Genomic DNA, 25,386 nt, shown 5'->3' on the forward strand with positions numbered 1-25,386 from the left:
CATGAAGATGCGGCGTATGTTTAATGTGATCGCCTGCGTGTTGCAGGTGATGTTCGTGTCGGCAGGAGCCCACGCAATGGCGAGCAGTCTCGTATTACCTACCTCCGCCCAGTTGGCCGGGCATTGGCAGTTGCACCAGCAGGATCAGGTCTGCGCGCTGGACCTGCTGGAACAGGCCAATGCCTTGGGCGGCGATGTGGCGTGTGTCGCAAACTGGTTGGGCGACAAGCCCCTGACCTGGACGCCAACACCCGACGGTATATGGCTGATGAACGCCGAAGGCAGTGGTATTACTCACCTCAACCGACAGAAAGAAGGTGAATATAAAGGCCGCACACCGACGGGTCTTGAAGTTGTACTGCAACGCGCACCTTAGTTGCCGTTATAAGTAAATAACTTGATTTCATTAGTTGACCGCTTCGTTCGCCGGGGCTGGGGAAACTATTGCGCGTAATTTGGTTCAAGGAAGATCAGACACCATGGCAAAATCCCATGCCGCCGCGCCGTTATTCAAGGCGCTGGGTGAGTACAAGAGTATTTTGATCAGCATTGGCTGTTTCACGGCGTTGATCAACCTGCTGATGCTGGTGCCGTCGATTTATATGCTGCAAGTGTATGACCGCGTGCTGTCCTCCCAGAATGAAACCACCCTGGTGATGCTGACGCTGATGGTCGTGGGCTTCTTTGCGTTTATTGGCCTGCTGGAGGTGATCCGCAGTTTTATCGTGATCCGCATCGGCAGCCAACTGGAGCGGCGTTTCAACTTGCGCGTGTACAAGGCTGCATTCGAACGCAACCTGCAACGCGGCCAGGGGCACGCCGGGCAGTCCCTGGGGGATTTGACCCATATTCGCCAATTCATCACCGGGCCGGCGCTGTTCGCGTTTTTTGATGCGCCGTGGTTTCCCATCTACCTGTTTGTGATTTTCCTGTTCAACGTGTGGCTTGGCGTGTTGGCCACGGCCGGCGCCGTGCTGCTGATCGGCCTGGCGTGCCTGAATGAATACCTGACCAAAAAGCCCTTGGGCGAGGCCAGTGGTTACTCCCAGCAATCCACGCAACTGGCCACCAGCCACCTGCACAATGCCGAGACCATCCAGGCCATGGGCATGCTCGGCGCACTGCGCAGCCGTTGGTTCGCGTTGCATTCGCAGTTTCTTGGCTTGCAGAACAAGGCCAGTGATACCGGCTCGGTGATCACCTCCCTGAGCAAATCCCTGCGCCTGTGCCTGCAATCGCTGGTGCTCGGCCTGGGGGCGTTGCTGGTGATCAAGGGCGATATGACCGCCGGGATGATGATCGCCGGCTCCATCCTGATGGGCCGGGTGCTCAGCCCCATCGACCAGTTGATCGCGGTGTGGAAGCAATGGAGTTCGGCCAAGCTGGCCTATCAGCGCCTGGATGACTTGCTGCGCGAGTTCCCCCCGGAGGTCGAGCAGATGAAGCTGCCGGCGCCCAAGGGCCAGGTCAGCTTCGAACAGGTCAGCGCCGGCCCGCCCGGGCGGCGTATGGCGACCTTGCACCAGGTCAGCTTCAATCTGGGCGCCGGCGAAGTGCTCGGTGTGCTCGGGGCGTCGGGCTCCGGCAAATCCACCCTGGCCCGTGTGCTGGTGGGCGTATGGCCGACACTGGCTGGCACCGTGCGCCTGGATGGCGCCGACATCCATCGCTGGGACCGCGACGACCTGGGCCCGCACATCGGCTACCTGCCCCAGGACATCGAGTTGTTCAGCGGCAGCATCGCCGACAACATCGCACGCTTTCGCGAGGCCGACCCCGAGCAGGTGGTGCGTGCCGCACAGCAGGCCGGTGTACATGAACTGATCCTGCGTTTGCCCCAGGGCTACGACACCGTGCTGGGCGACAACGGCGGCGGCCTGTCCGGCGGCCAGAAGCAACGGGTGGCCCTGGCCCGCGCCCTGTACGGCGGGCCGCGCCTGATCGTGCTGGATGAGCCCAACTCCAACCTCGACACCGTGGGCGAAGCCGCCCTGGCCAGCGCCATCGTGCAGATGAAAGCCCAGGGCAGCAGCGTGGTGCTGGTGACCCATCGTTCGTCGGCGCTGGCCCAGGCCGACAAGTTGCTGGTGCTCAGCGACGGTCATTTGCAAGCGTTCGGGCCGAGCCAGGAGGTGCTTCGCGCATTGTCCGGCCAGCAGGAAACGCCCAGGGAGAAAACGGGCGTGAGTTTCAGTCGTCAGTACCAGGCCGCAAGGAATCCAGGCGCATGAGCAGTATCACAGTTGAACCACGCTTCAAAGAGCACGACGCCAGGTTTTTTACGCGCATGGGATGGTTGCTGACCGTGGTCGGCGCCGGCGGGTTTTTCCTGTGGGCCAGCCTGGCACCACTGGACCAGGGCATCCCGGTACAGGGCACGGTGGTGGTGTCGGGCAAGCGCAAGGCCGTGCAAACCCTCAGCCCGGGCGTCGTCAGCCGGATCCTGGTGAAGGAGGGCGAGCTTGTAAAACAAGGCCAACCGCTGTTCCGCCTTGACCAGACCCAGCACCAGGCCGACGTGCAATCCCTGCAAGCCCAGTACCGCATGGCCTGGGCCAGCGTGGCGCGCTGGCAGAGCGAGCGCGACAACCTCGCCAGCATCCGCTTTCCCGTCGAACTCAGTGCCGATCCCGACCCCGCCCTGGCGTTGGTGCTGGAAGGCCAGCGCCAGTTGTTCAGCAGTCGCCGCGAAGCTTTTGCCCGCGAGCAGGCCGGCATCCGCGCCAATATCGAGGGCGCCACCGCACAGCTGGGCGGTATGCGCCGTGCGCGCACTGACCTGACCGCCCAGGCCCAGTCCCTGCGCGATCAACTGAGCAACCTGCAACCCCTGGCCGACAACGGCTACATCCCGCGCAACCGCTTGATGGAGTACCAGCGGCAGTTGTCCCAGGTGCAACAGGACCTGGCGCAAAACACCGGCGAAAGTGGCCGTGTGGAGCAGGGCATTCTCGAGTCGCGCCTCAAGCTGCAACAACACAGTGAGGAATATCAAAAAGAGGTACGCAGCCAGTTGGCCGATGCGCAACTGCGCAGCCTGACCCTGGAGCAGCAACTCACCTCGGCCGGGTTCGACCTGCAGCACAGCGAAATCAACGCCCCGGCGGATGGCATTGCGGTCAATCTCAGCGTGCACACCGAGGGCGCCGTGGTCCGCGCCGGCGAAACCCTGCTGGAAATCGTGCCCCAGGGCACGCGCCTGGAAGTGGAAGGGCACCTGCCGGTACACCTGGTGGACAAGGTCGGCACGCACCTGCCGGTGGACATCCTCTTCACCGCCTTCAACCAGAGCCGCACGCCCCGGGTGCCGGGGGAGGTCAGCCTGATTTCCGCGGACCAGATGCTCGATGAAAAGACCGGTGCGCCTTACTACGTGCTGCGCACCACGGTTAGCGAAGCGGCCTTGGAAAAACTCCATGGGCTGGTGATCAAGCCGGGCATGCCCGCCGAGATGTTCGTGCGCACCGGCGAGCGCTCGTTGCTCAATTACCTGTTCAAGCCGCTGCTCGACCGTGCCGGCTCGGCGCTGACCGAGGAATGAGCATGAAACCCGTGTTTATTGCCTTGCTGTTGACCTGCGCCAGTGCCCAGGCGGCCATGGGCCCGTTCGATGTGTACGAGCAGGCCCTGCGTAACGATCCGGTGTTTCTCGGTGCGATCAAGGAGCGCGACGCCGGCCTGGAAAACCGCACCATCGGCCGCGCCGGGCTACTGCCCAGGCTGTCGTACAACTACAACAAGGGCCGTAACAACTCCCAGGCCACCTTGCCAGACGGGCGCGGTGGCAATTATCACGACGACCGTAACTACAACAGCTACGGCTCCACCTTCAGCCTGCAACAGCCGCTGTTCGACTACGAGGCCTACGCCAACTACCGCAAGGGCGTGGCCCAGGCGCTGTTTGCCGATGAAAGCTTTCGTGACAAGAGCCAGGCGTTGCTGGTGCGGGTGCTGACCTACTACACCCAGGCCTTGTTCGCCCAGGACCAGATCGACATCGCCCGCGCCAAGAAGAAGGCCTTCGAGCAACAGTTCCAGCAGAACCGGCACTTGTTCCAACAGGGCGAGGGCACTCGCACGGACATTCTGGAAGCCGAATCGCGCTACGAGCTGGCCACCGCCGAAGAGATCCAGGCGCTGGATGAACAGGACGCGTCCTTGCGCGAGCTGGGCGCCTTGATCGGCGTACAGAGCGTCGACATCCACGACCTGGCGCCACTGAACCAGGGTTTTGCCGCGTTCACCCTGACCCCGGCCAACTACGACACCTGGCATGAGCTGGCGATCAGCAACAACCCCACGCTGGCCTCCCAGCGCCAGGCCCTGGAAGTGGCGCGTTATGATGTAGAACGCAACCGCGCCGGGCATCTGCCCAAGGTCACGGCCTATGCCAGTTCGCGTCAACAGGAGTCCGACAGCGGCAACACCTACAACCAGCGCTACGACACCAACACCATCGGCGTCGAAGTCAGCCTGCCGCTGTATGCCGGTGGCGGCATCTCGGCCTCTACCCGCCAGGCCAGCCGCGCCATGGAGCAGGCCGAGTACGAGCTTGAGGGCAAGACCCGCGAAACCCTGATCGAACTGCGCCGCCAGTTCAGCGCCTGCCTGTCGGGGGTGAGCAAATTGCGCGCGTACCAGAAGGCCCTGGTGTCGGCTGAGGCGCTGGTGGTGTCGACCAGGCAAAGCATCCTCGGTGGCGAGCGGGTCAACCTCGACGCATTGAACGCCGAGCAGCAGCTCTACAGCACCCGGCGTGATCTGGCCCAGGCGCGGTATGACTACCTGATGGCCTGGACCAAGTTGCATTACTACGCGGGCAATCTGCGCGATACCGATTTGGCCAAAGTGGATGAGGCGTTCGGCCCTGCAAGGGGTGTAAATCAATAATAAGAGGGGTAATACCATGGGTATCTTTGACTACAAAAACCTCGGCACCGAGGGTTCCAAGGCGTTGTTCGCCGATGCGATGGCGATCACGTTGTACAGCTATCACAACCTGGATAACGGCTTTGCCGTGGGGTACCAGCACAATGGCCTGGGGCTGGGCTTGCCGGCAACATTGGTCGGCGCGTTGCTCGGCAGCACCGATTCACAGGGCGTTATCCCCGGCATTCCGTGGAACCCGGATTCGGAAAAAGCCGCCCTGGAAGCAGTGCAAAAGGCCGGTTGGACGCCGCTCAGCGCCAGCGCCCTGGGCTACGGTGGCAAGGTCGATGCCCGTGGCACTTTCTTCGGCGAAAAGGCCGGCTACACCACCGCCCAGGTCGAGGTGCTGGGCAAGTACGATGATGCCGGCAAGCTGCTGGAAATCGGCATTGGCTTTCGCGGCACCTCCGGACCACGGGAAACCCTGATCAGCGATTCTATCGGCGATCTGGTCAGCGACTTGCTCGCGGCCCTGGGGCCAAAGGATTACGCGAAGAACTACGCCGGCGAAGCCTTCGGCGGCTTGCTCAAAAATGTCGCCGACTACGCCAGCGCCCATGGCTTGAGCGGCAAGGATGTGGTGGTCAGTGGGCATAGCCTGGGCGGCCTGGCGGTCAACAGCATGGCCGACCTGAGCAACAACCAATGGGCCGGGTTCTACAAGGATACCAACTACGTGGCCTATGCCTCGCCGACCCAGAGTGCCGGCGACAAGGTGCTCAATATCGGCTACGAAAACGACCCGGTGTTCCGGGCCCTGGATGGCTCGTCCTTCAACCTGTCGTCCCTGGGCGTGCACGACAAACCCCATGAGTCGACCACCGACAACATCGTCAGCTTCAACGACCACTATGCGTCGACGCTGTGGAATGTGATGCCGTTCTCCATCGTCAACCTGCCGACCTGGATCTCGCACCTGCCCACCGGCTATGGCGATGGCATGACGCGTATTCTCGAATCGGGCTTCTACGGGCAGATGACTCGCGATTCCACCGTGATCGTGGCCAACCTGTCCGACCCGGCGCGGGCCAACACCTGGGTGCAGGACCTCAACCGCAATGCCGAACCGCATAAAGGCAATACCTTCATCATCGGCGGCGACGGCAATGACCTGATCCAGGGCGGCAAGGGCGCGGACTTTATCGAGGGCGGCAAGGGTAATGACACGATCCGCGATAACAGTGGGCATAACACCTTTCTGTTCAGCGGCCACTTCGGCAACGATCGGGTGATTGGCTATCAACCCACGGACAAGCTGGTGTTCAAGGATGTGGAAGGCAGCACCGACCTGCGCGACCATGCAAAAGTGGTTGGCGCGGATACGGTGCTCACCTTTGGCGCCGACTCGGTGACTTTGGTGGGCGTCGGGCATGGCGGCCTGTGGGCGGACGGCGTCAGCATCGGCTGATCAATGCGATGCTGCCCCCACCAGCCATCACCCGGTAAGGCCTGTGGTATCGGTTGCACGCAGCGGCGTGGAAAATCCTTCGGTAAATAAATATCTAACTATTTGTTGCGACGGATCGCCCGGTACGCCTGCGTTTAACGATCAAGCGAGCCGTTTCGCGTGATGACGTGGGAGGAACCGAGCATGTGCCGATTGCGATTGTTGCTGTGCGCCCTGGTACTACTGGGGTTGGGTGGGTGTGCGGTGTACCCGGCGTATTCGGGCCCGTGCTGCTATCACCCGTACTACCACTCGTACTATTACCATCCCTACTATCACCCGTATTACCACCCGTATTACCGGTATTGACAGGGCGACAATGCAAAAAAAGCCCCGCACTGCGGGGCTTTTCATTGTTATTTTTCTTTGATCACCGTCGCGACATCGGCAGCCTTGACCCGTACCCGCTTACCGGCGATGTCGGTGAATTCGTAGAAGCCATCGGCGGTCTTGGCGTTTGGGGTGTCCTTGGTCAAATACTGCGTGCCATTTTGCAGTGTCACTACGGTTTGCGTCGCGCAACCGGCCAATACCAGAAAAGTGAGTGCAACCAGCGGCAGACCCAAATTCTTCATGTTCATAACCCTTACCTTGACTTTGAAAAGTCCCGCGCCAGAGGCGGCGGGCCACAAATGTTACGCCATCGATTCTCCCATCTGATCGCTTTTATACAAAAAGTTGCAGGCGCCATTTATCTATTACCGATTGCAACACCGCATTTGGAGCGGCACTCTGTATGCATAACCAGTATTCGATCAGCGCGTGAAATGGCCAATCCCCTCGACGATCCCCTGTATTACCTGCATAACTTCCGCCAAGTGCTGCTCTGGCTGGGGCTGCGCTATGCCGATTTGCTCGACCCGGACGAACAGCGTTTTATTCAGCAATTTGACAGGTTGCCGCAGGCGTCCCAGGCGCTTTTGGTGCGCATGGTGATGCGCAAGGGCGTGCACTTTCGTGCGGGCAAGCTCAATTACCTGGAGATTGGTTGCCCCCACGCTGCTGCCGGGCCGCTGATGGAACTGGGTTGGGTGGACGATCAGTACCTGCTGGCCTTTGAAGAGCTGTTCGCCGTGCTGCAAAAAGGTGAAATCCTGGCCACTTTCAAACCCTGGATCGAGCAGCCCAAAGGCAAGAAAACCGATTGGCTGGAAGGGTTGTCGGCACAATTCACCGACAGCCGCAGCTTTGCCACCTGGTGCCCCGACCTGGCCGACAGGTTGTTCAGCCTTACTGTGATGGAACTGTGCGACCGTCTGCGCCTGATGTTCTTCGGCAACCTGCATCAGGACTGGTCCGAGTTCGTGTTGGCTGACCTGGGCATCTACACCTATGAAAAAGTCGAGTTCTGCGCCGAATCCCGTGGTTTGCGCCACCGTGACGATGTGCAGGGGTATCTGTTCCTGCACCAATGCCAGCAGGCGTACGAGGCCGGTGAGCCGCTGGAAGATGTACTGGCCGGGATTGCCACGCTGGACACCGATAACCCCTGGCTGGAGAAACGCCGCGCCAAGTTGTTGTTTCAGATGGGTCAATATTGCGAGCGTACTGCCGAGCTGGCCCTGGCGGAGCGGATTTACCGGAACTGCACCTACCCCGGTGCCCGCTCACGGTTGATCCGCGTGCTCGAGCGCCAGGAGGATTACGCCCACGCCATGGCCCTGGCGAACACCGCCCAACAGGCGCCGGAAAGCGCCGCCGAACAGCAGCACTTGCTGCGCGTCATCCCGCGCCTGCGCCGCAAACTCGGCGAGCCGGCATTGCCCAAGGTCAAGCCACGACCGTTGACGCGCCTGGACCTGGCCCTCACGCTGCCGGAACCCTTGATGTCGGTGGAGTACTGCGTGCAGGCGCACCTCAGCGAGCCGGATGGGCCGGTGCACTACGTGGAAAACGGCCTGATCAATTCGCTGTTCGGCCTGCTGTGCTGGGAGGTGATTTTTGCGCCGCTGCCGGGTTCGTTCTTCCACCCGTTCCAGCGCGGCCCTGCCGACCTGCACAGCGCGGATTTTCACCAGCGCCGAGCGCCGCTGTTCGCCGCGTGTTTCGAGCAGCTGCAGGACGAGCGCTACAAAACCACTATCCGCCAACGCTACCGCGACAAATGGGGCATCCAGTCGCCCTTCGTGTTCTGGAACCTGCTCAGCGAAGAGCTGCTGGAGCAGGCGCTGGCCTGTTTGCCCGCCGAGCACCTGCGCTACTGGTTCGAGCGGCTGCTGCTGGACATTCGCGCCAACCGCGCCGGCATGCCCGACCTGATCCAGTTCTGGCCCGCGCAAAAGACCTACCGCATGATCGAGGTGAAAGGCCCCGGCGATCGCCTGCAAGACAACCAACTGCGCTGGCTGGAGTTCTGCGGCGAGTACCAGATGCCGGTGACGGTCTGCTATGTGCGCTGGGCAGAGCCCGCTTGAGTTACACCGTGGCGGTGCGGGCGCTGTGCGAATTCACGGCCAAGGTCGGTGACCTCGACCTGCGCTTCACGCCGTCGCCGAGCGCCCAGGAGGGCATCGCCGGCCACCGCACCGTGGCCTCGCGGCGCAGCCAGCACTACCAGAATGAAGTGGCGCTGGAGGGTCAATACCAGCAGCTCACGGTGCGGGGCAGGGCGGATGGCTATGACCCGGACGCCAATCGCCTGGAAGAAGTGAAGACCTATCGTGGTGACCTCGATGCGCAGCCCGCCAACCATCGGCAATTGCACTGGGCTCAGGTCAAGGTGTATGGCTGGTTGATGTGCCAGAAACTCGGGCTCCCGGACATCGACCTGGCGCTGGTGTACTTCGATATCGTCGGCGAGGGCGAGACGCTGCTCAATCAACGCTTCGACGCCAGCGACCTGGAAGCGTTCTTCAACCAGCAATGCGCGCTGTTCCTCGGCTGGGCCGAGCAGGAAATGCAGCACCGCGAAGCGCGCAACGCCGCCGCGCAGGAGCTGGCGTTCCCCCATGCGGATTTTCGCCCTGGCCAGCGTTCACTGGCCGAGTCGGTGTACAAGGCGGTCAGCACCGGCCGCTGCCTGATGGCCCAGGCACCGACCGGCATCGGCAAGACCATCGGCACGATTTTCCCGTTGCTCAAGGCCCTGGCGCCCCAGCAACTGGACACGCTGTTCTTCCTCACCGCCAAGACCCCCGGCCGCAAACTCGCCCTGGACGCCGCCCAAGTGTTGTATGCCAGCCGCCCTGGCTTGCCACTGCGCGTGCTGGAACTGGTGGCGCGGGACAAAGCCTGCGAGCACCTGGACAAAGCCTGTCACGGCGAGTCCTGCCCGTTGGCCAAGGGCTTCTACGACCGCTTGCCCGCCGCGCGCATCGCCGCGTCCAGGGTGCGCCTGCTCGATCAGCGCAACCTGCGTGACGTGGCCCTGGCCCATCAGGTCTGTCCGTACTACCTGAGCCAGGAAATGGCGCGCTGGGCCGACCTGGTGGTCGCCGACTACAACTACTACTTTGACTTTGGCGCCATGCTGTTCAGCCTGGCCCAGCTCAACCAATGGCGCGCGGCGGTGCTGGTGGACGAGGCGCACAACCTGGTCGAACGGGCGCGTTCGATGTACAGCGCCAGCCTCGACCAGTACCACCTCAAGACCCTGCGTGACAGCGCCCCGGAGCCGTTGAAGAAACCCTTGCAGCGCCTCAACCGTGAGTGGAACGCGCTGCACAAGGACCAGCTCGCGCCGTACCAGGCCTACGCCGTCCGCCCGGACAAACTGCTGCAGGCCCTGAGCCTGTGCGCCAGCGCCATGGGCGAATACTTCAACGAGCATCCGGAGTCCCTCAGCGGCGACCTGCAAACCTTCTATTTCGACGTGCTGCAATTTGCCAAGGTGGCGGAGCTGTTCAACGAGCACTTCATTTTCGACATCAGCAAGCGCCAGCTCAGCGGCAAACGCAGCAGTTCCACGCTGTGCCTGCGCAATGTGGTGCCCGCCGAATTCATCCGCCCACGATTGACGGCTGCCCGCAGCAGCGTGCTGTTTTCCGCGACCCTGAGCCCCCGGCATTACTACGCCGACCTGCTGGGCCTGCCGGCCGACACCGCATGGGTCGACGTGGAATCACCGTTCAAGGCCGAGCAATTGCAGGTGCGCATCGTCGATGAAATCTCCACGCGCTTCGTGCATCGCCACGCTTCGCTGGAGCCTATCGTCGAGCTGATTGCGCACCAGTACACGCAACAACCGGGCAACTACCTGGCGTTTTTCTCAAGCTTCGATTACCTGCAACAGGTCGCGCAGTTACTCGCCGAGCGACATCCGCAGATCGTGCTGTGGCAGCAGTCACGCGGCATGGCCGAGGCCGAGCGCCAGGCGTTCCTCGACCAGTTCACCGAGCACAGCCAGGGCATCGGCTTTGCCGTGCTGGGCGGCGCTTTTGGCGAGGGCATCGATCTGCCGGGGGCACGCTTGATCGGTGCGTTCATTGCCACCCTCGGGTTGCCGCAACTGAACCCGGTGAATGAACAGATGAAACTGCGCATGGGTGCGATCTTCGGCGCGGGCTACGACTACACCTACCTGTATCCCGGCCTGCAGAAGGTGGTGCAGGCGGCGGGCCGGGTGATCCGCAGCCAGCAGGACCGGGGCGTGGTGATGCTGATCGATGACCGTTTCGGAGAAGGCCGGGTACGCCAGTTGTTGCCGCGCTGGTGGGCGCTGGCGTGAGTTATTCCTGCTATCAATGATGCTGGCGCCGTGGCCGGCAATCGCGCACGCTGGCAAAAACCTGGAAGAAGGCGATGCCCATGAGCCAGCAGATCATCAGCGTCAACGGTATTGAGTTGAGTGTCCACATTGTCGGCCCTGAGCAGGGCACGCCGATCTGGCTGCTGCACGGTTTCCCGGAGTGCTGGCACTCCTGGCGCGAGCAGATTCCCGCGCTGGCGGCGGCGGGCTATCGGGTATTTGCCCCGCAAATGCGTGGCTACGGCCATTCCAGCGCACCGGCCGAGGTGGCTGATTACGACGTGCTGACGCTATGCGGCGATATCCAGCAGGCCATGGACCACTTTGGTCATTCCCAGGTGGTGATGGTCGGCCACGACTGGGGCGCGGTGGTGGCCTGGCACATGGCGTTGCTCGAACCTGAACGGGTCACGCGCCTGATCACGATGTCGGTGCCGTTCGCCGGGCGAGCGCGGCGGCCGGTGATAGAAATCATGCGTGAGCTGTACGCCGACCGTTTCAACTACATCCTGTATTTCCAGGAACCCGGCGTTGCCGAGCAGGAATTGAACGCCGATATCGAACGCACATTGCGGCTGTTCATGCAGGATCAGGATGTGTTTTTGCAACGCAAACCGGCGAATGCCAGGTTGCTTGAAGGCGTTCCAGCACCCGGCGCGTTGCCACACTGGTGCTCCCAGGCAGACCTCGACGTCTACGTGCAAACCTTCGCCGAGCAGGGGTTTCGCGGCCCGTTGAACTGGTACCGCAACTTCGAGCGCAATTGGCAACGCACGGAACACCTGGCGGGCAAGCAGGTGCTGCAACCCACGTTGTTCCTGATCGGCGACCGCGACCCGGTCGGGGTATTCGAGGCGCATACGCTCAAGCGTATGCCGGACTCAGTACCTCAGCTTGAGCAGCACGTGCTGCCCAACTGCGGCCACTGGATCCAGAACGAGCAGGGGCAACAGGTCAACGCGCTGATGCTCGGGTTTCTAGGCAAAACGTAAAGGTCGCACCTCGGCCGGGGCGGTCCACCAGGCTGATGCTGCGCCCGTGCAGTTGCAGGATGCGGTGCACGATGCGCAGGCCCAACCCCCCGTCGCGCCGGGCGCCACCAATGGTGAATGCGCGCAGGAACAAGCCTTCGCGTAATTCAGCGTCGATGCCAGGCCCGCTGTCGCTGACCGTGACCGCTACCGCGTGTGCTTGAGGCGACAGGATGACCTCGATTTCGCCATTCACCGGTGTGTGCCGCAGGGCATTGTCCAACAGGTTGGTCAGCACCCGTTCGATCAACCCCAGGTCTGCCTGCACCGTCGGCACCTGCGGCGGCAGGCTCGCCGTCAGCGTGATGCCGCGTGCTTCGGCGGTGAGTTCGAATTTCTGGAAGATGTCCTGCACCAGGTCGGGCAATGAAAAACCTTCGATCACTGGCTGCACAAAGCCATGCTCCAGGCGTACCAGTTCCAGCAGCGATTGGGCCAGGCCGCCGACTTTGCGACTCTGGTCCAAAGCAATCCCTAGGTAGCGACGGCGCTCTTCCGGGCTGAGGCTGGCGTCCTTGAGCGAGAGGGTTTCCAGATAGCCATGCAAAGAGGCCAGCGGTGTGCGCAGGTCATGGGAGATATTGGCGACCATTTCCCGGCGTTCCTGGTCCTGATGGGTGATGGCGCGCCATTGTTCGCCCAGGCGGTTCTCCATTTGCATGAAGGCCTGGTCCAGCACCGCAATCTCATCGCCGCTGGTGAGTGGCGGTGCGGTGGTTTCTGCCGGTTTGGGCGCGCCATTGATGTCGAACTGGCCAACCTTGTCGGTGAGTTGACGCAGCGGCCGGGTGATCCAGGCAAATGCAATCAGGCCGGCCATCAGGCAGAGCAGGGCGACCAGGCCGATGGACCACAGGGCAATCTTCAAGGCCATGCCTGTGGCGTCCTTGGCGTCGTACGCATCGTGGGCTTCACCGAGCAGGACCACATACAGGAACCCGGTTTGCTGTCCGCCGGCGGTGAGGGGCGCGGCGCTGAATACCTTGCGCCCATCGACGCTGCGCGGGTCGTCCCCGAGGATCGGCAGCATGAAGCCCGCCAGGAAGCGCCGGATGGGCGCCAGGTCGACCTTGTCACGCAGCAGGTGGCCGCTGGGCGCGGCGTTGCCGACCACACGGCCATCGATGTCGAGCAGGTACACCTCGACGCTGGGGTTGACCAGCATCAACTGGCTGAACAGGTTGCGCACGGCGTCGGGCTTGAGGCCATCAGCGTCCATCAGTTGGGTGTCGCGGGCGATATGCGCCGCGAGATCGCGGGACAGGCCTTGCACCACTTCCAGCTCGTGCATGTGGTTGGAACGCACCTGCAGCCACGCCGACGTGCCGCTGCAGATCAACAGCAAAACCGCGAACACCAGCGACAGGCGCTGGGTGAGGGTGAGCTTCATGGCGGGCTCTCGGCAAACTTGTAGCCACGGCCCCACACCGTGAGGATGCGCGCCGGGTTGGCCGGGTCGGCTTCGACCTTGGCCCGCAGGCGGTTGATGTGGGTGTTGACCGTGTGTTCATAGCCTTCGTGGCTGTAGCCCCACACCGCGTTGAGCAAGTCCATGCGCGAGAACACTTTGCCCGGTTGACGCGCGAAGAAGTACAGCAGGTCGAATTCCCGCGGGGTCAGGTCCAGGCGCTGGCCTTGCAACGTGGCGTCGCGGGTCAGCGGGTTGATGAACAATTGGCCGAGGTCGAGGCTGCCGGCGTCCATCTTCAGGTTGCGCGCCATGGCGTCGACCCGGCGCAGTAACGCCTTCACGCGGGCGACCAGTTCCGGCATGGAAAACGGCTTGGCCAGGTAATCATCCGCGCCCAGCTCCAGGCCGAGGATGCGGTGCAGTTCGCTGGAGCGTGCGCTGGTGATGATGATCGGGGTGTAGCGCGTCATGGCGCGGGCGCGGCGACAGATCTCCAGACCGTCGACGCCGGGCAGCATCAGGTCGAGGATCAGCGCATCCCAGCCGCCTTGCTCCAGCAGGCGCAGGCCTTCGTTGCCATCGGCGCTGTGCACCACCTCGAACTGTTCGTCACGCAGGTGCAGGCAGATCAGGTCGGCGATATGGGCATCGTCCTCGACCACCAGGACACGTTTGGGCTGATCCATGTAAGAGAAACCTTCGCTTGTAGTTCGCGCATTGTGCGGCTTTTGCAACAGTGTAGTTATCACGAATTGTTTAACTCTGCGTGAGGATTCCGCGACCGTAAACAGCCCAAGATTCCCTCACTTCAAAGAGGGAAAGCACCATGTACTCACGCCGACAAATACTCCTGGCCAGTGGCGGCCTGGGTGTCGCCGTCCTGGCGGGCGGCCTGCTCAAGCAACTCAGTATGGTCACCGAAGCCGAAGCCGCCGAAACCTTCGAGGTCAGCCACACCGACGCGCAATGGCACAGCCTGCTCACCGACGAGCAATACGCCATCCTGCGCGAGGAGGGCACCGAACGCCCCTACAGCAGCGCGCTCAACGATGAACACCGCGCCGGCACCTTCGCCTGTGCCGGTTGCGCGCTGCCGCTGTTTGCCTCGACCACCAAGTTCAACAGTCACACCGGCTGGCCGAGTTTCTGGCAGCCACTGGACAACGCGGTGGCCAGCCATACCGATACGTCCTACGGCGTGGTGCGCAAGGAAATCCACTGCCGCCGCTGTGGCGGCCACCAGGGGCACGTGTTCGATGACGGCCCGCCACCCACCGGCCTGCGCTACTGCATGAACGGCGCCGCCATGACGTTCACGGCGGCGTAAGCCGATGTCTATTTCTTATAAGGGTCCATCCCATGTGGCTTCTGGTTCTCGCGTACCTGGGCGGCGTGCTGACAATCGTCAGTCCGTGCATCCTGCCTGTTCTGCCTTTTGTCTTCGCTCGCACCGGGCAGCCGTTTTTGCGCAGTGGCTTGCCGCTGTTAGCGGGGATGGCGGTGACATTCGCCCTGGTGGCCTCGCTGGCGGCGGTGGGCGGCGGCTGGGTGGTGCAAGTCAATCAATACGGGCGCTGGCTCGCGTTGCTGTGCGTTGCCCTGTTCGGACTCACGTTGTTGTTGCCGCAACTCTCGGAGCGCCTGACGCGCCCACTGGTAGCCGCCGGCAGTCGTTTGTCGGAAGCCGCCGGGGCCGATGCCAGGCCGCGTCCGGGCGCGTCGTTCCTGATCGGCGTGGCCACCGGGCTGCTGTGGGCGCCGTGCGCCGGGCCGATCCTGGGGCTGGTGCTCACCGGTGCCGCGCTGCAGGGCGCCAGCATCGGTACTACCTTGCTCTTGCTGGCTTACGCCGCCGGTGCTGCCACCTCCCTCGCGCTGGCGTTGCTGGTCGGCGGTAAAGTCTTTGGTTTCATGAAAAAGTCCCTCGGTGCCGGCGAATGGCTGCGCCGTGGCCTGGGCGCGCTGATGCTGGCCGGTGTGGCCGCGATTGCGCTGGGCCTCGACACAGGCGTGCTGTCGCGGCTGTCGACCGCGTCCACCGGTGGCCTGGAACAAAGCCTGGTGGATCGCCTCAGCGCCAAGCCGGCGCAGCCCGGCGGTGCGATGATGATGGCCGCCAATCACAGCGACACCTTGCCGATCGAAGGCGCGCTGCCATCCCTCGATGGCGCCGTGCAATGGCTCAACAGCCCGCCACTGACCGCCGAAGCACTCAAGGGCAAGGTGGTGCTGGTGGATTTCTGGACCTACTCCTGCATCAATTGCCTGCGCACTCTGCCGTATGTAAAGGCCTGGGCCGAAAAATACCGCGACCAGGGCCTGGTGGTGATCGGCGTGCATGCGCCGGAATTCGCCTTTGAGCGCGACGTGAACAACGTCACCCAGGCCATGAAGGACCTGGGCATCACTTACCCGGTGGCCATCGACAACAACTACAAGATCTGGCGCGCGTTCAACAACCAGTACTGGCCGGCGCATTATTTTGCCGACGCCAAGGGCCAGATTCGTTATCACCACTTCGGTGAAGGCGACTACGCCGAGTCGGAGCGAGTGATCCAGCAGTTGCTGCGTGAAGCCGGCGCGAAGAACGTCGCGGGCGGTTTGATCGAGGCCGATGCCAAGGGCGTGCAAGAAGCGCCGGACATGAACGAGGTGCAGTCGCCGGAAACCTACCTGGGTTCGCAGCGCGCCGAAAACTTCGTCAAGTCCGGCCCCCTGGCACTCAATAATTGGACCCTGCAAGGCCAATGGAACGTCGGCGGCCAGCAAGCCACCCTCGACCAGGCCGGTGGGCGCATCGTCTACCGCTTCCACGCCCGCGACCTGCACCTGGTGCTCGCCCCGGGCGCCGACGGCAAACCGGTGCGTTTCAAGGTCACGCTCGACGGCCAGGCGCTTGGCGATGCCCATGGCACCGACGTCACGCCGGATGGCAGCGGCACCGTCACCGAACAACGGTTGTACCAACTGGTGCGTCAACCGGGTGCCGTGCAAGACCGCACCTTCACCATTGAATTCCTTGACCCCAACGTGTCGGCGTATGCCTTCACCTTTGGTTAACCCGGAGTGCCTGCCATGAATGTATTCAAATACCTGCCCGTGTTGGCCTTCGCCGCGTTCGTCGGCCAAAGCCAGGCCTTTTCCTTCGGCGCCGCCGCCGACGCCGTAGTGATCGCGCCACCCGCGCTGGACCTGCCCGCCGAAGCCGGCAACCTGCAAACCGCTGTGTTCGCCGGGGGCTGTTTCTGGGGTGTGCAAGGGGTGTTCCAGCATGTGCAAGGCGTGAAAAACGCCGTGTCCGGCTACGATGGCGGCGCCGCAAGCACGGCGCAGTATGAGTCCGTCAGCGACGGCAACACCGGCCACGCCGAGTCGGTGTCGGTCACCTACGACCCGAGCAAGATCAGCTACGGCAAATTGCTGCAAATCTACTTCTCAGTGGCCCACAACCCCACCGAACTCAACCGCCAGGGCCCTGACACCGGCACCCAGTACCGTTCGGCGATCTTTGCGCAGAATGCCGACCAGCAAAAAGTCGCCCAGGCCTACATTGCCCAGCTGGATGCGGCCAAGTCCTTCGACGCACCCATCGTCACTAAAATCGAGATGGGCAAGGTGTTCTACCCGGCGGAGTCCTACCATCAGGACTTCCTCACCGAGAACCCGTCTTACCCGTACATCGTGATCAATGATCTGCCGAAGGTGGCGCAGCTCAAGAAGCTTTTCCCCGACCAGTACCGCGCCGAGCCGGTGCTGGTAAAACACCAGTAACCGGAATGTGGGAGGGGGCTTGCCCCCGATAGCGGTGAATCAGTCCCCGAATTGGCTGACTGACCCACTGCTATCGGGGGCAAGCCCCCTCCCACATTGTTTAATCCCAGTGGACGTTAGATGACCTCCAGGTACGAGCTGTGAATCGCCCGCGCCAGTTCGCGCACGGTGTCGATAAATTCCGTAAGACGGCTGTGCAGGCCGTCTTCAAGGATTTCATCAATCCCCGTATACCGCAGCCGCGCCTCGAACTCCGCTGCCAGGCGCTGCGCCGTGCGCCCATAACTGCCGGGCAGGTCCGCGAGGATATGGCTCAACTCCTCGATGCACGCATGCAACGAGCGCGGCACATCGCTGCGCAACAGCAGTAATTCGGACACGGAACGGGCATTCAACGCGTTCGGGTACAGCTCGGTATACGCCTCGAACGACGACAACGCACGGAGCAGGGCGCTCCACTGGTAATAACCGCGTGCCGACAAATCACTGACTTCTTCCGATTCCTCGCCGAACATCTCGTAGCGCGCATCCAGCAAACGCAGGGTGTTGTCGGCGCGCTCGACAAAGGTGCCGAGGCGAATGAACCGATAGGCGTCATTGCGCATGATCGTCCCCGAGGTGGCACCACGAAACAGGTGCGAACGCTGCTTGACCCAGTCACAGAAGTGGCTGATGCCATGTCGCGCCAGGCCGCCGGCGGCGATACTGCGCATTTCCAGCCAGGTGGCGTTGAGGTTTTCCCACATGTCGGCGGTGATGCGTCCGCGTACGGCGTGGGCATTGCCACGGGCGGCGCGCAGGCAGTTGTAGATGCTGGCGGGGTTTTCTTCGTCGAGGGCGAAGAAGTGCAGCATGCGCTCGGCATCCAGCTGTTTATGCCGCTCAAGGTAGCTGTCCAGGGTGCCGCTGCTGAGCAACGACATGGCCAGTTCGTCCAGACCGTCGCTGCGCCCGGCTTGTGGCATCAACGACAGCGAGTAACTGACTTCGAGCATGCGCGCCAGGTTTTCGGCACGCTCCAGGTAACGGGACATCCAGTACAGATCTGCGGCGGTTCTACTCAACATACTCAGCCCTCCACCACCCAGGTGTCCTTGGTTCCGCCGCCTTGCGACGAGTTGACGATCAACGAGCCTTCCTTCAATGCCACGCGGGTGAGGCCACCGGGCACCAGGCGGGTTTCCTTGCCCGACAGCACAAAGGGCCGCAGGTCGATATGCCGTGGGGCGATGCCGTTTTCGACGAAGGTGGGGCAGGTGGACAGGCTCAAGGTCGGTTGGGCGATGTAGGCATGGGGACGCGCCTTGATGCGTTGGCGGAAGTCCTCGATCTCGGCGGCGCTGGAGGCCGGGCCGACCAGCATGCCGTAGCCGCCGGACCCCTGGGTTTCCTTGACCACCAGTTCCGGCAGGTGGGCCAGGACGTGGGACAGTTCATCGGGCTTGCGGCACTGGAAGGTCGGTACGTTTTGTAGCACCGGTTCTTCGTCCAGGTAGAAACGGATCATTTCCGGCACATAGGGGTAGATCGATTTGTCATCCGCCACGCCGGTGCCGATGGCATTGGCCAGCACTACGTTGCCGGCGCAATAGGCCGCGACCAGGCCGGGCACGCCGAGCATCGACTCGGGGTTGAAGGCCTTGGGGTCAAGGAAGGCGTCATCAATGCGCCGATAAATCACGTCCACCGGCTTGGGGCCGTCGGTGGTGCGCATGAACACCTTGAGGTCGTGCACGAACAGGTCGGCGCCTTCCACCAGTTCCACGCCCATTTCCCGGGCCAGGAACGCATGTTCGAAGAACGCGCTGTTGAAGCGCCCCGGGGTCAGCACCACCACATTGGGGTTGTCCAGGCGGCTGGAGCTCTTGAGGGTCTTGAGCAGCAGGTTGGGGTAGTGGTCCACCGGCGCGATGCGTTGCTTGGCAAACACCTCGGGGAACAGGCGCATCATCATCTTGCGGTCTTCGAGCATGTAGCTGACGCCGCTGGGGGTGCGCAGGTTGTCTTCGAGCACGTAGTAGGTGCCATCGCCGTCACGCACCAGGTCGACACCGGAGATGTGCGAGTAGATGTCGCGATGCAGGTCCAGGCCGACCATGGCCTTCTGATAGCCCTCGTTACCCAGCACCTGGTCCGCGGGAATGATCCCGGCCTTGATGATGCGCTGGTCGTGGTAGATGTCGGCGAGGAACATGTTCAGCGCATTGACGCGCTGGATGCAGCCGCGTTCGATCACGCTCCATTCACTGGCAGGGATGCTGCGCGGGATGATGTCGAAGGGGATCAGGCGCTCGGTGTCTTGTTCGTCGCCGTAGAGGGTGAAGGTGATCCCGGCGCGGTGAAACAGCAAATCGGCTTCGCGGCGACGCTGGGCCAGCAGTTCCGGCGGCGTATTCGCCAGCCAGCGGGAGAAGTCCTGATAATGCGCACGGCAGGCGCCGTTTGCGTCATTCATTTCATCGAAGAAAGATCGAGCCATTCCAGTACCTTGTCAGTGCCGAGGGACGCTTGGGTGGCACTGCCGTTTCAAAAAACGCATTTTTTATGAGCCCGTGGCTAAGGGTGCCACTGGGCCTGGTCCTTACTTTCTTGTGGGGTCGGCTCTGGGTCGGGGGGTAACGAATGCTCCTGTATCCGGGCAGATGAATGGATAAAGCAATGCCTGTGCCGAAACCGCGAATCTTGTGGTGAGCGGGCTTGTTGTGGTGAGCGGGCTTGCCCCGCGTTGGAGTGCGCAGCGCTCCCGCTCTTTCTGGGGCCGCTGCGCAGCCCAACGCCGGGCAAGCCCGCTCGCCACAGAAGCCTGTTCACCACAGAAGGCCATCACCCCAACAAGCCCGCTCACCACAAGAGGGCAGCGGCTTGAAGGTGCCCCGACTTGGTGCATGAACAAACTTGAACTTCACTCGCCACCGACTCTTCTAACAGGACTCGAACCTGCTGGGAGCACCGTCGTGCCCAGAATCATCTCTCCCCATACGCCGGAAGCGGCCCTGACCGACCACAGCGAACACAACGCGAAGATCTTCGGTTCGCCCAAGGACCGGTTGGACTTCTACCGGCGCGAAATCCAGTACGAAACCACCATCCTGGCCAACCGCACCGACGCCTACCTCACCGCGCAGTCATTCCTGGTGATCGCCTTCGTCTCCGGCATGGGTAACCTCAACCCTGAGTGGGGCAAGCTGTTCACCCTGGTGGTGCCGGTGTTCCTGGTGATGCTCGGCGTGCTCAGCTCGTTGAATGCCTGGCCGGGGATCCGTGCGGCCTACGAGATCATCGACCATTGGCACTACAAACAGAGTGAACTGCTGCGCAGCGAGCCGGTGATGGGCCTGGCCTACGATGAGTCACCGTTGTTTTCCGAGATGGAGTCGTCCCACAAGGGCTATCGCAAGTCGCTGCTATTCTCAATGCGAGCGCCCTGGCTGTTCATGGTGTTCTGGCTGTTGCTGGGGGCGTACGCGTTCTATATTCAGGTGGATAACCCTGGCTCATAACCGAGGAGAGCGTCATGGCAAACGACTGCGAGGAAGAAGAACCGAATGACCCGGGCAACGAAGACCCGGGTTCCTTGATGGACGATGCAACCGTGCCGTTGATTGACCAGGAGGGTGACGCTACCGAGCCGCCGGATTGAAGCCTATTCGATCAACTGTTTGCCGATGGTTTTCATCCGGATCATGTCCATCAACTGCCGCAGCCCTGGCTGCGACTGCCGTCGGCTCGGGTAGTACATGCACAACGGCTCGCCCAGGCAGGCCCAGTCGGGCATGACCTCCACCAGGCGGCCGTCCTTGAGCTCCTGTTCCACGCGGTTGGACAGGCAGTAGGCGATGCCCACCCCTTGCAGCGCCGCATTCACAATAGTCTCGGTATCAGCCGCGCTGAAGTGGCCCGGCACGTCGATGCGTTGCTGGCGGGTGCCGTTGCCCAGTTCCCACTTGTAGGTGGTCTTGTCGCCCAGGTACATGCGGATGCAGGCGTGTTGCAGCAGGTCTTTTGGGCACCTGCGGCGTGCCCCGGCGGGCCAGGTAGGCGGGCGACGCGACCACGATCCAGCGCAGCTCACCGGTCAAGGGCACCGCCACCATGTCCTGGGGCACGGTGGCGCCGTAGCGGATACCGGCGTCGTAGCCCTCGGCGATGATGTCGATCATCTGGTCCTGCACGATCAGGTCCACGCGCAGTTGCGGGTAGGCGGTGCAGAAGTCCCCGAGGATCGGCGCCAGCAGCAATACCGCCGCGTCCCGTGGCACGTTCAAGCGTAGCCGGCCAATGGGCGCGTCGCGGTACAACTCCAGGGTGTCGAGGCCGTCCTTGATGGTGGCAAAGCCCTGGGTGAGTTTTTCTGCCAGCAGCGAACCGGCATCGGTGGGTTCCACGGCACGGCTGGTGCGGTACAGCAGCTTCACCCCCAGGCGGGTTTCCAGGTTGCGCATGGTGTGGCTCAAGGCCGAGGTGGTAACGCCCAACTCATGGGCGGCGTGGCGAAAGCTGCGGCGACGGATGATAGCCATGAACACGTTGAGATCGGCCAGTTCGGAACGGTTGAAAGCAGCCATTTTCAAGCCTCTTATGCGGGAGTTCGGCTGTATGCGGCGTTGAGCCCGATTCAACCGTGGATGACTTAGAGTAATTGTTTTTCTAAGCACTATTGCAAGCCACGGGATATTTTCATGCGCGTTGAGACCATCAGAATTGCCGGCATCGAACAGGCGGTCTCGCGGATCGCCCTCGGCACCTGGTCCATGGGCGGGCACCTGTGGGGCGGCGCGGACACCGAGCAAGCCTCGCGCACCTTGCGGCACGCGTTGGCGGTGGGTATCAACCTGATCGACACCGCGCCGGTGTACGGCTTTGGCCTGTCCGAAGAGCTGATCGGCAAGGCCTTGCGCGGCGTGCGCCACAGCGCCGTGATCGCGACCAAGGCGGGGCTGCAATGGGACACCGGCGCCATCCGGCGCAACGCCACGGCCCAGCGCATTCGCAAAGAGCTCGAAGGTTCCTTGATACGCCTGGGAACCGACTACATCGACTTGTACCAGGTGCACTGGCCCGATCCGTTGGTAGCCCAGGAAGAAACCGCCGATGAACTGGAGCGCCTGCGCCGTGAGGGCAAGATCCTGGCGGTTGGCGTGAGTAATTATTCTTCGGCGCAAATGGACGATTTCAGCCAGTACACCGCCCTGGCCACGGTGCAGCCACCGTACAACCTGTTCGAACGTGCCATCGACAGCGACATCCTGCCCTACGCCAAACAGCATTCGCTGGTGGTCCTGGCCTACGGCCCGCTGTGCCGGGGCTTGCTCAGCGGCAGCATGCACACAGCCACGCGCTTTGCCGGCGACGATGTGCGTACGCTCGACCCCAAGTTCAAGCCGCCACGCTTCGAGCAATACTTGGCCGCCGTGGCCGCGCTGAGTAGCTACGCCCGCGAATGCCACGGCAAGTCGGTGCTCGCCCTGGCTCTGCGCTGGGTGCTTGACCAAGGCCCGACCATCGCGCTGTGGGGCGCCCGCCGCCCGGAGCAGCTGAAGGGCTATCAAGAAGCCTTCGGCTGGCACCTGACGCCCGAAGACCTGTCGCATATCGACCGTATCCTGGCCAGCACGATAAAAGATCCCATCGGCGCGGAATTTTTAGCCCCGCCCAAGTGTTGACCCTTCGACAGGGATGTCCAGGTTTTTGCATGAAGCGCGGCACCTGATGAACCCGCTGTAACTGTCAGCCCCGTAGAACAGGTGATAAGCACCCTGTGGCGAGCAGGCTTGTCCTGCGTTGGGTTGCGAAGCAGCCCTGAAACCCGCGGCCGAAGCGTGCCTGACTCAGCGCATTCCTCTTTCCAGGGTCGCTTCGCAACCCAACGCGGGACAAGCCCGCTCGCCACAGTTGCAGTGCTCGCCCTCCAAGACTTTGAAAGGGCTGGTTGTAAATGTGCGGAAATCGCCATAACGACCTCTTTGGACGATAAACGACACCGAGCCAAACACGCCCATTGAACGACTGTTCAGTTTGCACTATGTTGACCGCACCCACCCGTTTTCAACAGAACGGGTTCGCGCTTTTTCTTCTTGAACGAGAGGCTCTGGCATGCGGTTTTCCCCCTTCGTCGAACGAATTGCAGGGCAGGGCGTAGCGGCCTGGGACATCCACCACGCCGCGTTCCACGCCGCCAGCCAGGGCGAAGACATCATCATCCTCAGCGTCGGTGACCCGGATTTCGCCACGCCGTCCTTCATTACCGATGCCGCCGTCAGCGCCTTGCGTGAAGGCGACACTCACTACACCGAAATCCCTGGGCGCCCGGCACTGCGCGAGGCCATTGCCGCACGTTACAGCCAGACGCTGGCACGCCCGCTCAACGCCGCAAACGTCATCACCGTGGCCGGTGCGCAGAACGCGTTGTTCGTGACGTCGTTGTGCCTGTTGCAGGCCGGTGACGAGGTGCTGGTGCTCGACCCGATGTACGTCACCTACGAAGCCACGCTCAAGGCCAGCGGCGCGACACTGGTGCGCGTGCCGTGTTCCCCTGAGTCGGGCTTTCGTGTCGATGCCGCGTTGCTCGCCGCCGCGATCAGCCCGCGCACACGGGCGATTTTCTTCTCCAACCCGAACAACCCCACCGGCGTGGTGCTCAACCCGCAGGAGCTGCAAGCCATCGCAGACCTGGCCAGCGCCCATGACCTGTGGGTGGTGGTGGATGAGGTCTACGAAAGCCTGGTATTCGACGGCGAGTACCACAGCCTCGCTGCACTGCCGGGCATGGCCGAGCGCTGCGTGGTGATTGGCAGCCTATCCAAGTCCCATGCCATGACCGGTTGGCGCATCGGTTGGCTCATCGCCACGCCCGCGCTGATCGCCCATGCCGAAACCCTGGTGCTCAGCATGCTGTACGGCTTGCCGGGCTTTGTGATGGAAGCCGCCACCGCCGCCGTGCTGGCCCATGATGAAGTGACCCAGGGCATGCGCGAGATTTACCGGCGCCGCCGCGACCTGGTAGTGGCCGGGCTGAGTGCGTGCCCCGGTATCCAGGTGCAGGCGCCGCAAGCGGGGATGTTTGTACTGGTGGACGTGCGCGGCACCGGCCTGGGCTCCCTGGATTTTGCCTGGCGCCTGTTTCGCGAGGCCGGGGTGTCGGTGCTGGACGCGGCGGCATTCGGCGAACCCGCACAAGGTTTCGTGCGGTTGTCGTTCACCCTCGGCGAAGAGCGCCTGGCGCAGGCCTGCCAACGTATCGTGCAGTTTGTCGCCAAGCTGGCCGGTGAGCCGCGTATCGCCGCCGCGCCCAGGGTTGAAGTGGTGCAACCCGTCGCAGCCAGGAAGATGATCGAGGTCATCGACCTGCATAAGCGCTTCGGCAATATCGAAGTGCTCAAGGGCATCTCCCTCACGGCCCACGAAGGCGAGGTGATCTCGCTGATCGGCGCCAGCGGCTCGGGCAAAAGCACCTTGCTGCGCTGTATCAACATGCTCGAAGTGCCCGACCAAGGCAGCATTCAGGTGGACGGCGAAAGCATCAAGCTCAACTACGACCGCCCCGGTGCACCGCTGGTGGCGGATGCCAGGCAGTTGGTGCGCATCCGCTCGACCCTGGGCATGGTGTTCCAGAACTTCAACCTGTGGCCCCATCGCACAGTGCTCGAAAACCTCATCGAAGCCCCCACCCAGGTATTGCGCGAAAGCCGCGCCGAGGCCATCGAACGCGCAGAAAGCCTGCTCGACCGCGTCGGCCTGGCCGCCAAGCGCAACGAATACCCGGCCTTCCTTTCCGGTGGTCAGCAACAGCGCGTGGCGATTGCCCGGGCGCTGGCCATGCGCCCAAAAGTCATGCTGTTCGACGAACCCACTTCGGCCCTCGACCCGGAGCTGGTGGGCGAAGTGCTGCGGGTGATCCGCTCCCTGGCCGAAGAGGGCCGCACCATGATCCTGGTCACCCATGAAATGGCATTCGCCCGGGATGTGTCGTCGAAAGTGGCGTTCCTGCACCAAGGCAGGATCGAAGAAACCGGCTCGCCGGACGCGGTGTTTATCGACCCACGCAGTGAACGTTGCCGACAGTTCGTCAACGCGCACCAAACTCGCTAACTCCAGAAAAAGACGGGGCAAC

21 protein-coding genes and 1 pseudogene are annotated in these 25,386 nt (G+C 62.5%); 16 read left to right on the forward strand and 6 right to left on the reverse strand.

Annotated elements, in window-relative coordinates; all coding sequences use genetic code 11:
• Position 1 precedes the first annotated feature (1 nt).
• The 6 genes from NL123_RS15895 (at position 2) to NL123_RS15920 (ending at position 6,685) form a co-directional block, all read left to right on the forward strand.
• Positions 2-376 carry a protease inhibitor Inh/omp19 family protein gene (locus tag NL123_RS15895; protein ID WP_092243428.1) on the forward strand — a complete coding sequence of 125 codons (375 nt, stop codon included), beginning with the start codon at positions 2-4 and terminating at the stop codon, positions 374-376.
• Positions 377-479: 103 nt separating this feature from the next.
• Positions 480-2,231, forward strand: coding sequence for a type I secretion system permease/ATPase (locus NL123_RS15900; protein WP_071488359.1), 1,752 nt, complete (start codon positions 480-482; stop codon positions 2,229-2,231).
• Positions 2,228-3,541, forward strand: coding sequence for an HlyD family type I secretion periplasmic adaptor subunit (locus NL123_RS15905; protein ID WP_071488358.1), 1,314 nt, complete (start codon positions 2,228-2,230; stop codon positions 3,539-3,541). Before NL123_RS15900 ends, NL123_RS15905 begins: the two co-directional genes overlap by 4 nt.
• Before the next feature lie 2 nt (positions 3,542-3,543).
• Positions 3,544-4,890 (forward strand): TolC family outer membrane protein, encoded by a 1,347-nt coding sequence (locus NL123_RS15910; protein ID WP_494355740.1) that lies wholly within the window; start codon positions 3,544-3,546, stop codon positions 4,888-4,890.
• Between the two features lie 16 nt (positions 4,891-4,906).
• A complete protein-coding gene (locus tag NL123_RS15915) occupies positions 4,907-6,337 on the forward strand; it encodes a polyurethane esterase (protein WP_494355741.1) in 1,431 nt (476 codons plus the stop codon).
• A 183-nt stretch (positions 6,338-6,520) separates the two neighbouring features.
• A complete protein-coding gene (locus NL123_RS15920) occupies positions 6,521-6,685 on the forward strand; it encodes a hypothetical protein (RefSeq protein ID WP_494355742.1) in 165 nt (54 codons plus the stop codon).
• A gap of 47 nt (positions 6,686-6,732) precedes the next feature.
• Here the strand turns inward: NL123_RS15920 and NL123_RS15925 are convergent, their stop codons facing one another.
• On the reverse strand, positions 6,733-6,957 hold the full coding sequence (locus tag NL123_RS15925) for a YgdI/YgdR family lipoprotein (RefSeq protein ID WP_494355743.1): 225 nt from the start codon (positions 6,955-6,957) through the stop codon (positions 6,733-6,735).
• Between the two features lie 186 nt (positions 6,958-7,143).
• Here NL123_RS15925 and NL123_RS15930 point away from each other — a divergent pair, with 186 nt between their 5' ends.
• From NL123_RS15930 to NL123_RS15940, 3 genes are all read left to right on the forward strand, one after another.
• The gene (locus tag NL123_RS15930) at positions 7,144-8,790 is read left to right on the forward strand and encodes a VRR-NUC domain-containing protein (protein WP_494355744.1); all 1,647 of its coding nucleotides are present in this window, start codon (positions 7,144-7,146) and stop codon (positions 8,788-8,790) included.
• The gene (locus tag NL123_RS15935) at positions 8,787-11,042 is read left to right on the forward strand and encodes an ATP-dependent DNA helicase (protein ID WP_494355745.1); all 2,256 of its coding nucleotides are present in this window, start codon (positions 8,787-8,789) and stop codon (positions 11,040-11,042) included. Before NL123_RS15930 ends, NL123_RS15935 begins: the two co-directional genes overlap by 4 nt.
• Positions 11,043-11,122: 80 nt before the next feature.
• Positions 11,123-12,055, forward strand: coding sequence for an alpha/beta fold hydrolase (locus NL123_RS15940; protein ID WP_494355746.1), 933 nt, complete (start codon positions 11,123-11,125; stop codon positions 12,053-12,055).
• On the opposite strand, the gene NL123_RS15945 is transcribed toward NL123_RS15940, so the two are convergent.
• Together NL123_RS15945 and NL123_RS15950 are read right to left on the reverse strand one after the other, a co-directional pair.
• Complete coding sequence (locus NL123_RS15945) at positions 12,018-13,484, reverse strand: sensor histidine kinase (RefSeq protein WP_248481594.1); 1,467 nt, start codon at positions 13,482-13,484, stop codon at positions 12,018-12,020. The two genes, NL123_RS15940 and NL123_RS15945, sit on opposite strands and share 38 nt — an antisense overlap.
• A complete protein-coding gene (locus tag NL123_RS15950) occupies positions 13,481-14,191 on the reverse strand; it encodes a response regulator transcription factor (RefSeq protein ID WP_058425926.1) in 711 nt (236 codons plus the stop codon). Before NL123_RS15950 ends, NL123_RS15945 begins: the two co-directional genes overlap by 4 nt.
• Positions 14,192-14,331: 140 nt before the next feature.
• Here NL123_RS15950 and msrB point away from each other — a divergent pair, with 140 nt between their 5' ends.
• The 3 genes from msrB to msrA are packed head-to-tail and all read left to right on the forward strand — an operon-like array spanning position 14,332 to position 17,276.
• On the forward strand, positions 14,332-14,832 hold the full coding sequence (msrB, locus tag NL123_RS15955) for a peptide-methionine (R)-S-oxide reductase MsrB (protein ID WP_248481592.1): 501 nt from the start codon (positions 14,332-14,334) through the stop codon (positions 14,830-14,832).
• 32 nt (positions 14,833-14,864) lie between these two features.
• Positions 14,865-16,565, forward strand: a complete 1,701-nt coding sequence (locus tag NL123_RS15960) for a cytochrome c biogenesis protein DipZ (RefSeq protein ID WP_494355747.1) — start codon at positions 14,865-14,867, stop codon at positions 16,563-16,565.
• Between the two features lie 15 nt (positions 16,566-16,580).
• Positions 16,581-17,276 (forward strand): peptide-methionine (S)-S-oxide reductase MsrA, encoded by a 696-nt coding sequence (msrA, locus tag NL123_RS15965; RefSeq protein WP_494355748.1) that lies wholly within the window; start codon positions 16,581-16,583, stop codon positions 17,274-17,276.
• A gap of 116 nt (positions 17,277-17,392) precedes the next feature.
• Here msrA and NL123_RS15970 read toward each other — a convergent pair whose 3' ends face one another.
• Positions 17,393-18,343, reverse strand: coding sequence for an alpha-E domain-containing protein (locus NL123_RS15970; RefSeq protein WP_071495662.1), 951 nt, complete (start codon positions 18,341-18,343; stop codon positions 17,393-17,395).
• Between the two features lie 2 nt (positions 18,344-18,345).
• Positions 18,346-19,755 (reverse strand): circularly permuted type 2 ATP-grasp protein, encoded by a 1,410-nt coding sequence (locus NL123_RS15975; protein WP_058425921.1) that lies wholly within the window; start codon positions 19,753-19,755, stop codon positions 18,346-18,348.
• A 475-nt stretch (positions 19,756-20,230) separates the two neighbouring features.
• On the opposite strand from NL123_RS15975, the gene NL123_RS15980 reads away from it, so the two are divergent.
• On the forward strand, positions 20,231-20,776 hold the full coding sequence (locus NL123_RS15980; RefSeq protein ID WP_058425920.1) for a hypothetical protein: 546 nt from the start codon (positions 20,231-20,233) through the stop codon (positions 20,774-20,776).
• Positions 20,777-20,790: 14 nt separating this feature from the next.
• Positions 20,791-20,916: a hypothetical protein gene (locus NL123_RS15985; RefSeq protein WP_282578163.1), complete on the forward strand. Its 126-nt coding sequence runs from the start codon at positions 20,791-20,793 to the stop codon at positions 20,914-20,916.
• Between the two features lie 3 nt (positions 20,917-20,919).
• On the opposite strand, the pseudogene NL123_RS15990 reads toward NL123_RS15985, so the two are convergent.
• Positions 20,920-21,841, reverse strand: a pseudogene (locus NL123_RS15990) (LysR family transcriptional regulator).
• 114 nt (positions 21,842-21,955) lie between these two features.
• Between NL123_RS15990 and NL123_RS15995 the strand changes: the two are divergent.
• Positions 21,956-22,939 (forward strand): aldo/keto reductase, encoded by a 984-nt coding sequence (locus NL123_RS15995; RefSeq protein ID WP_494355749.1) that lies wholly within the window; start codon positions 21,956-21,958, stop codon positions 22,937-22,939.
• A gap of 430 nt (positions 22,940-23,369) precedes the next feature.
• Complete coding sequence (locus tag NL123_RS16000) at positions 23,370-25,364, forward strand: aminotransferase class I/II-fold pyridoxal phosphate-dependent enzyme (protein WP_494355750.1); 1,995 nt, start codon at positions 23,370-23,372, stop codon at positions 25,362-25,364.
• Positions 25,365-25,386 lie beyond the last annotated feature (22 nt).

The sequence above is a fragment of the Pseudomonas sp. FBCC-B1565 genome, assembly GCF_059133265.1.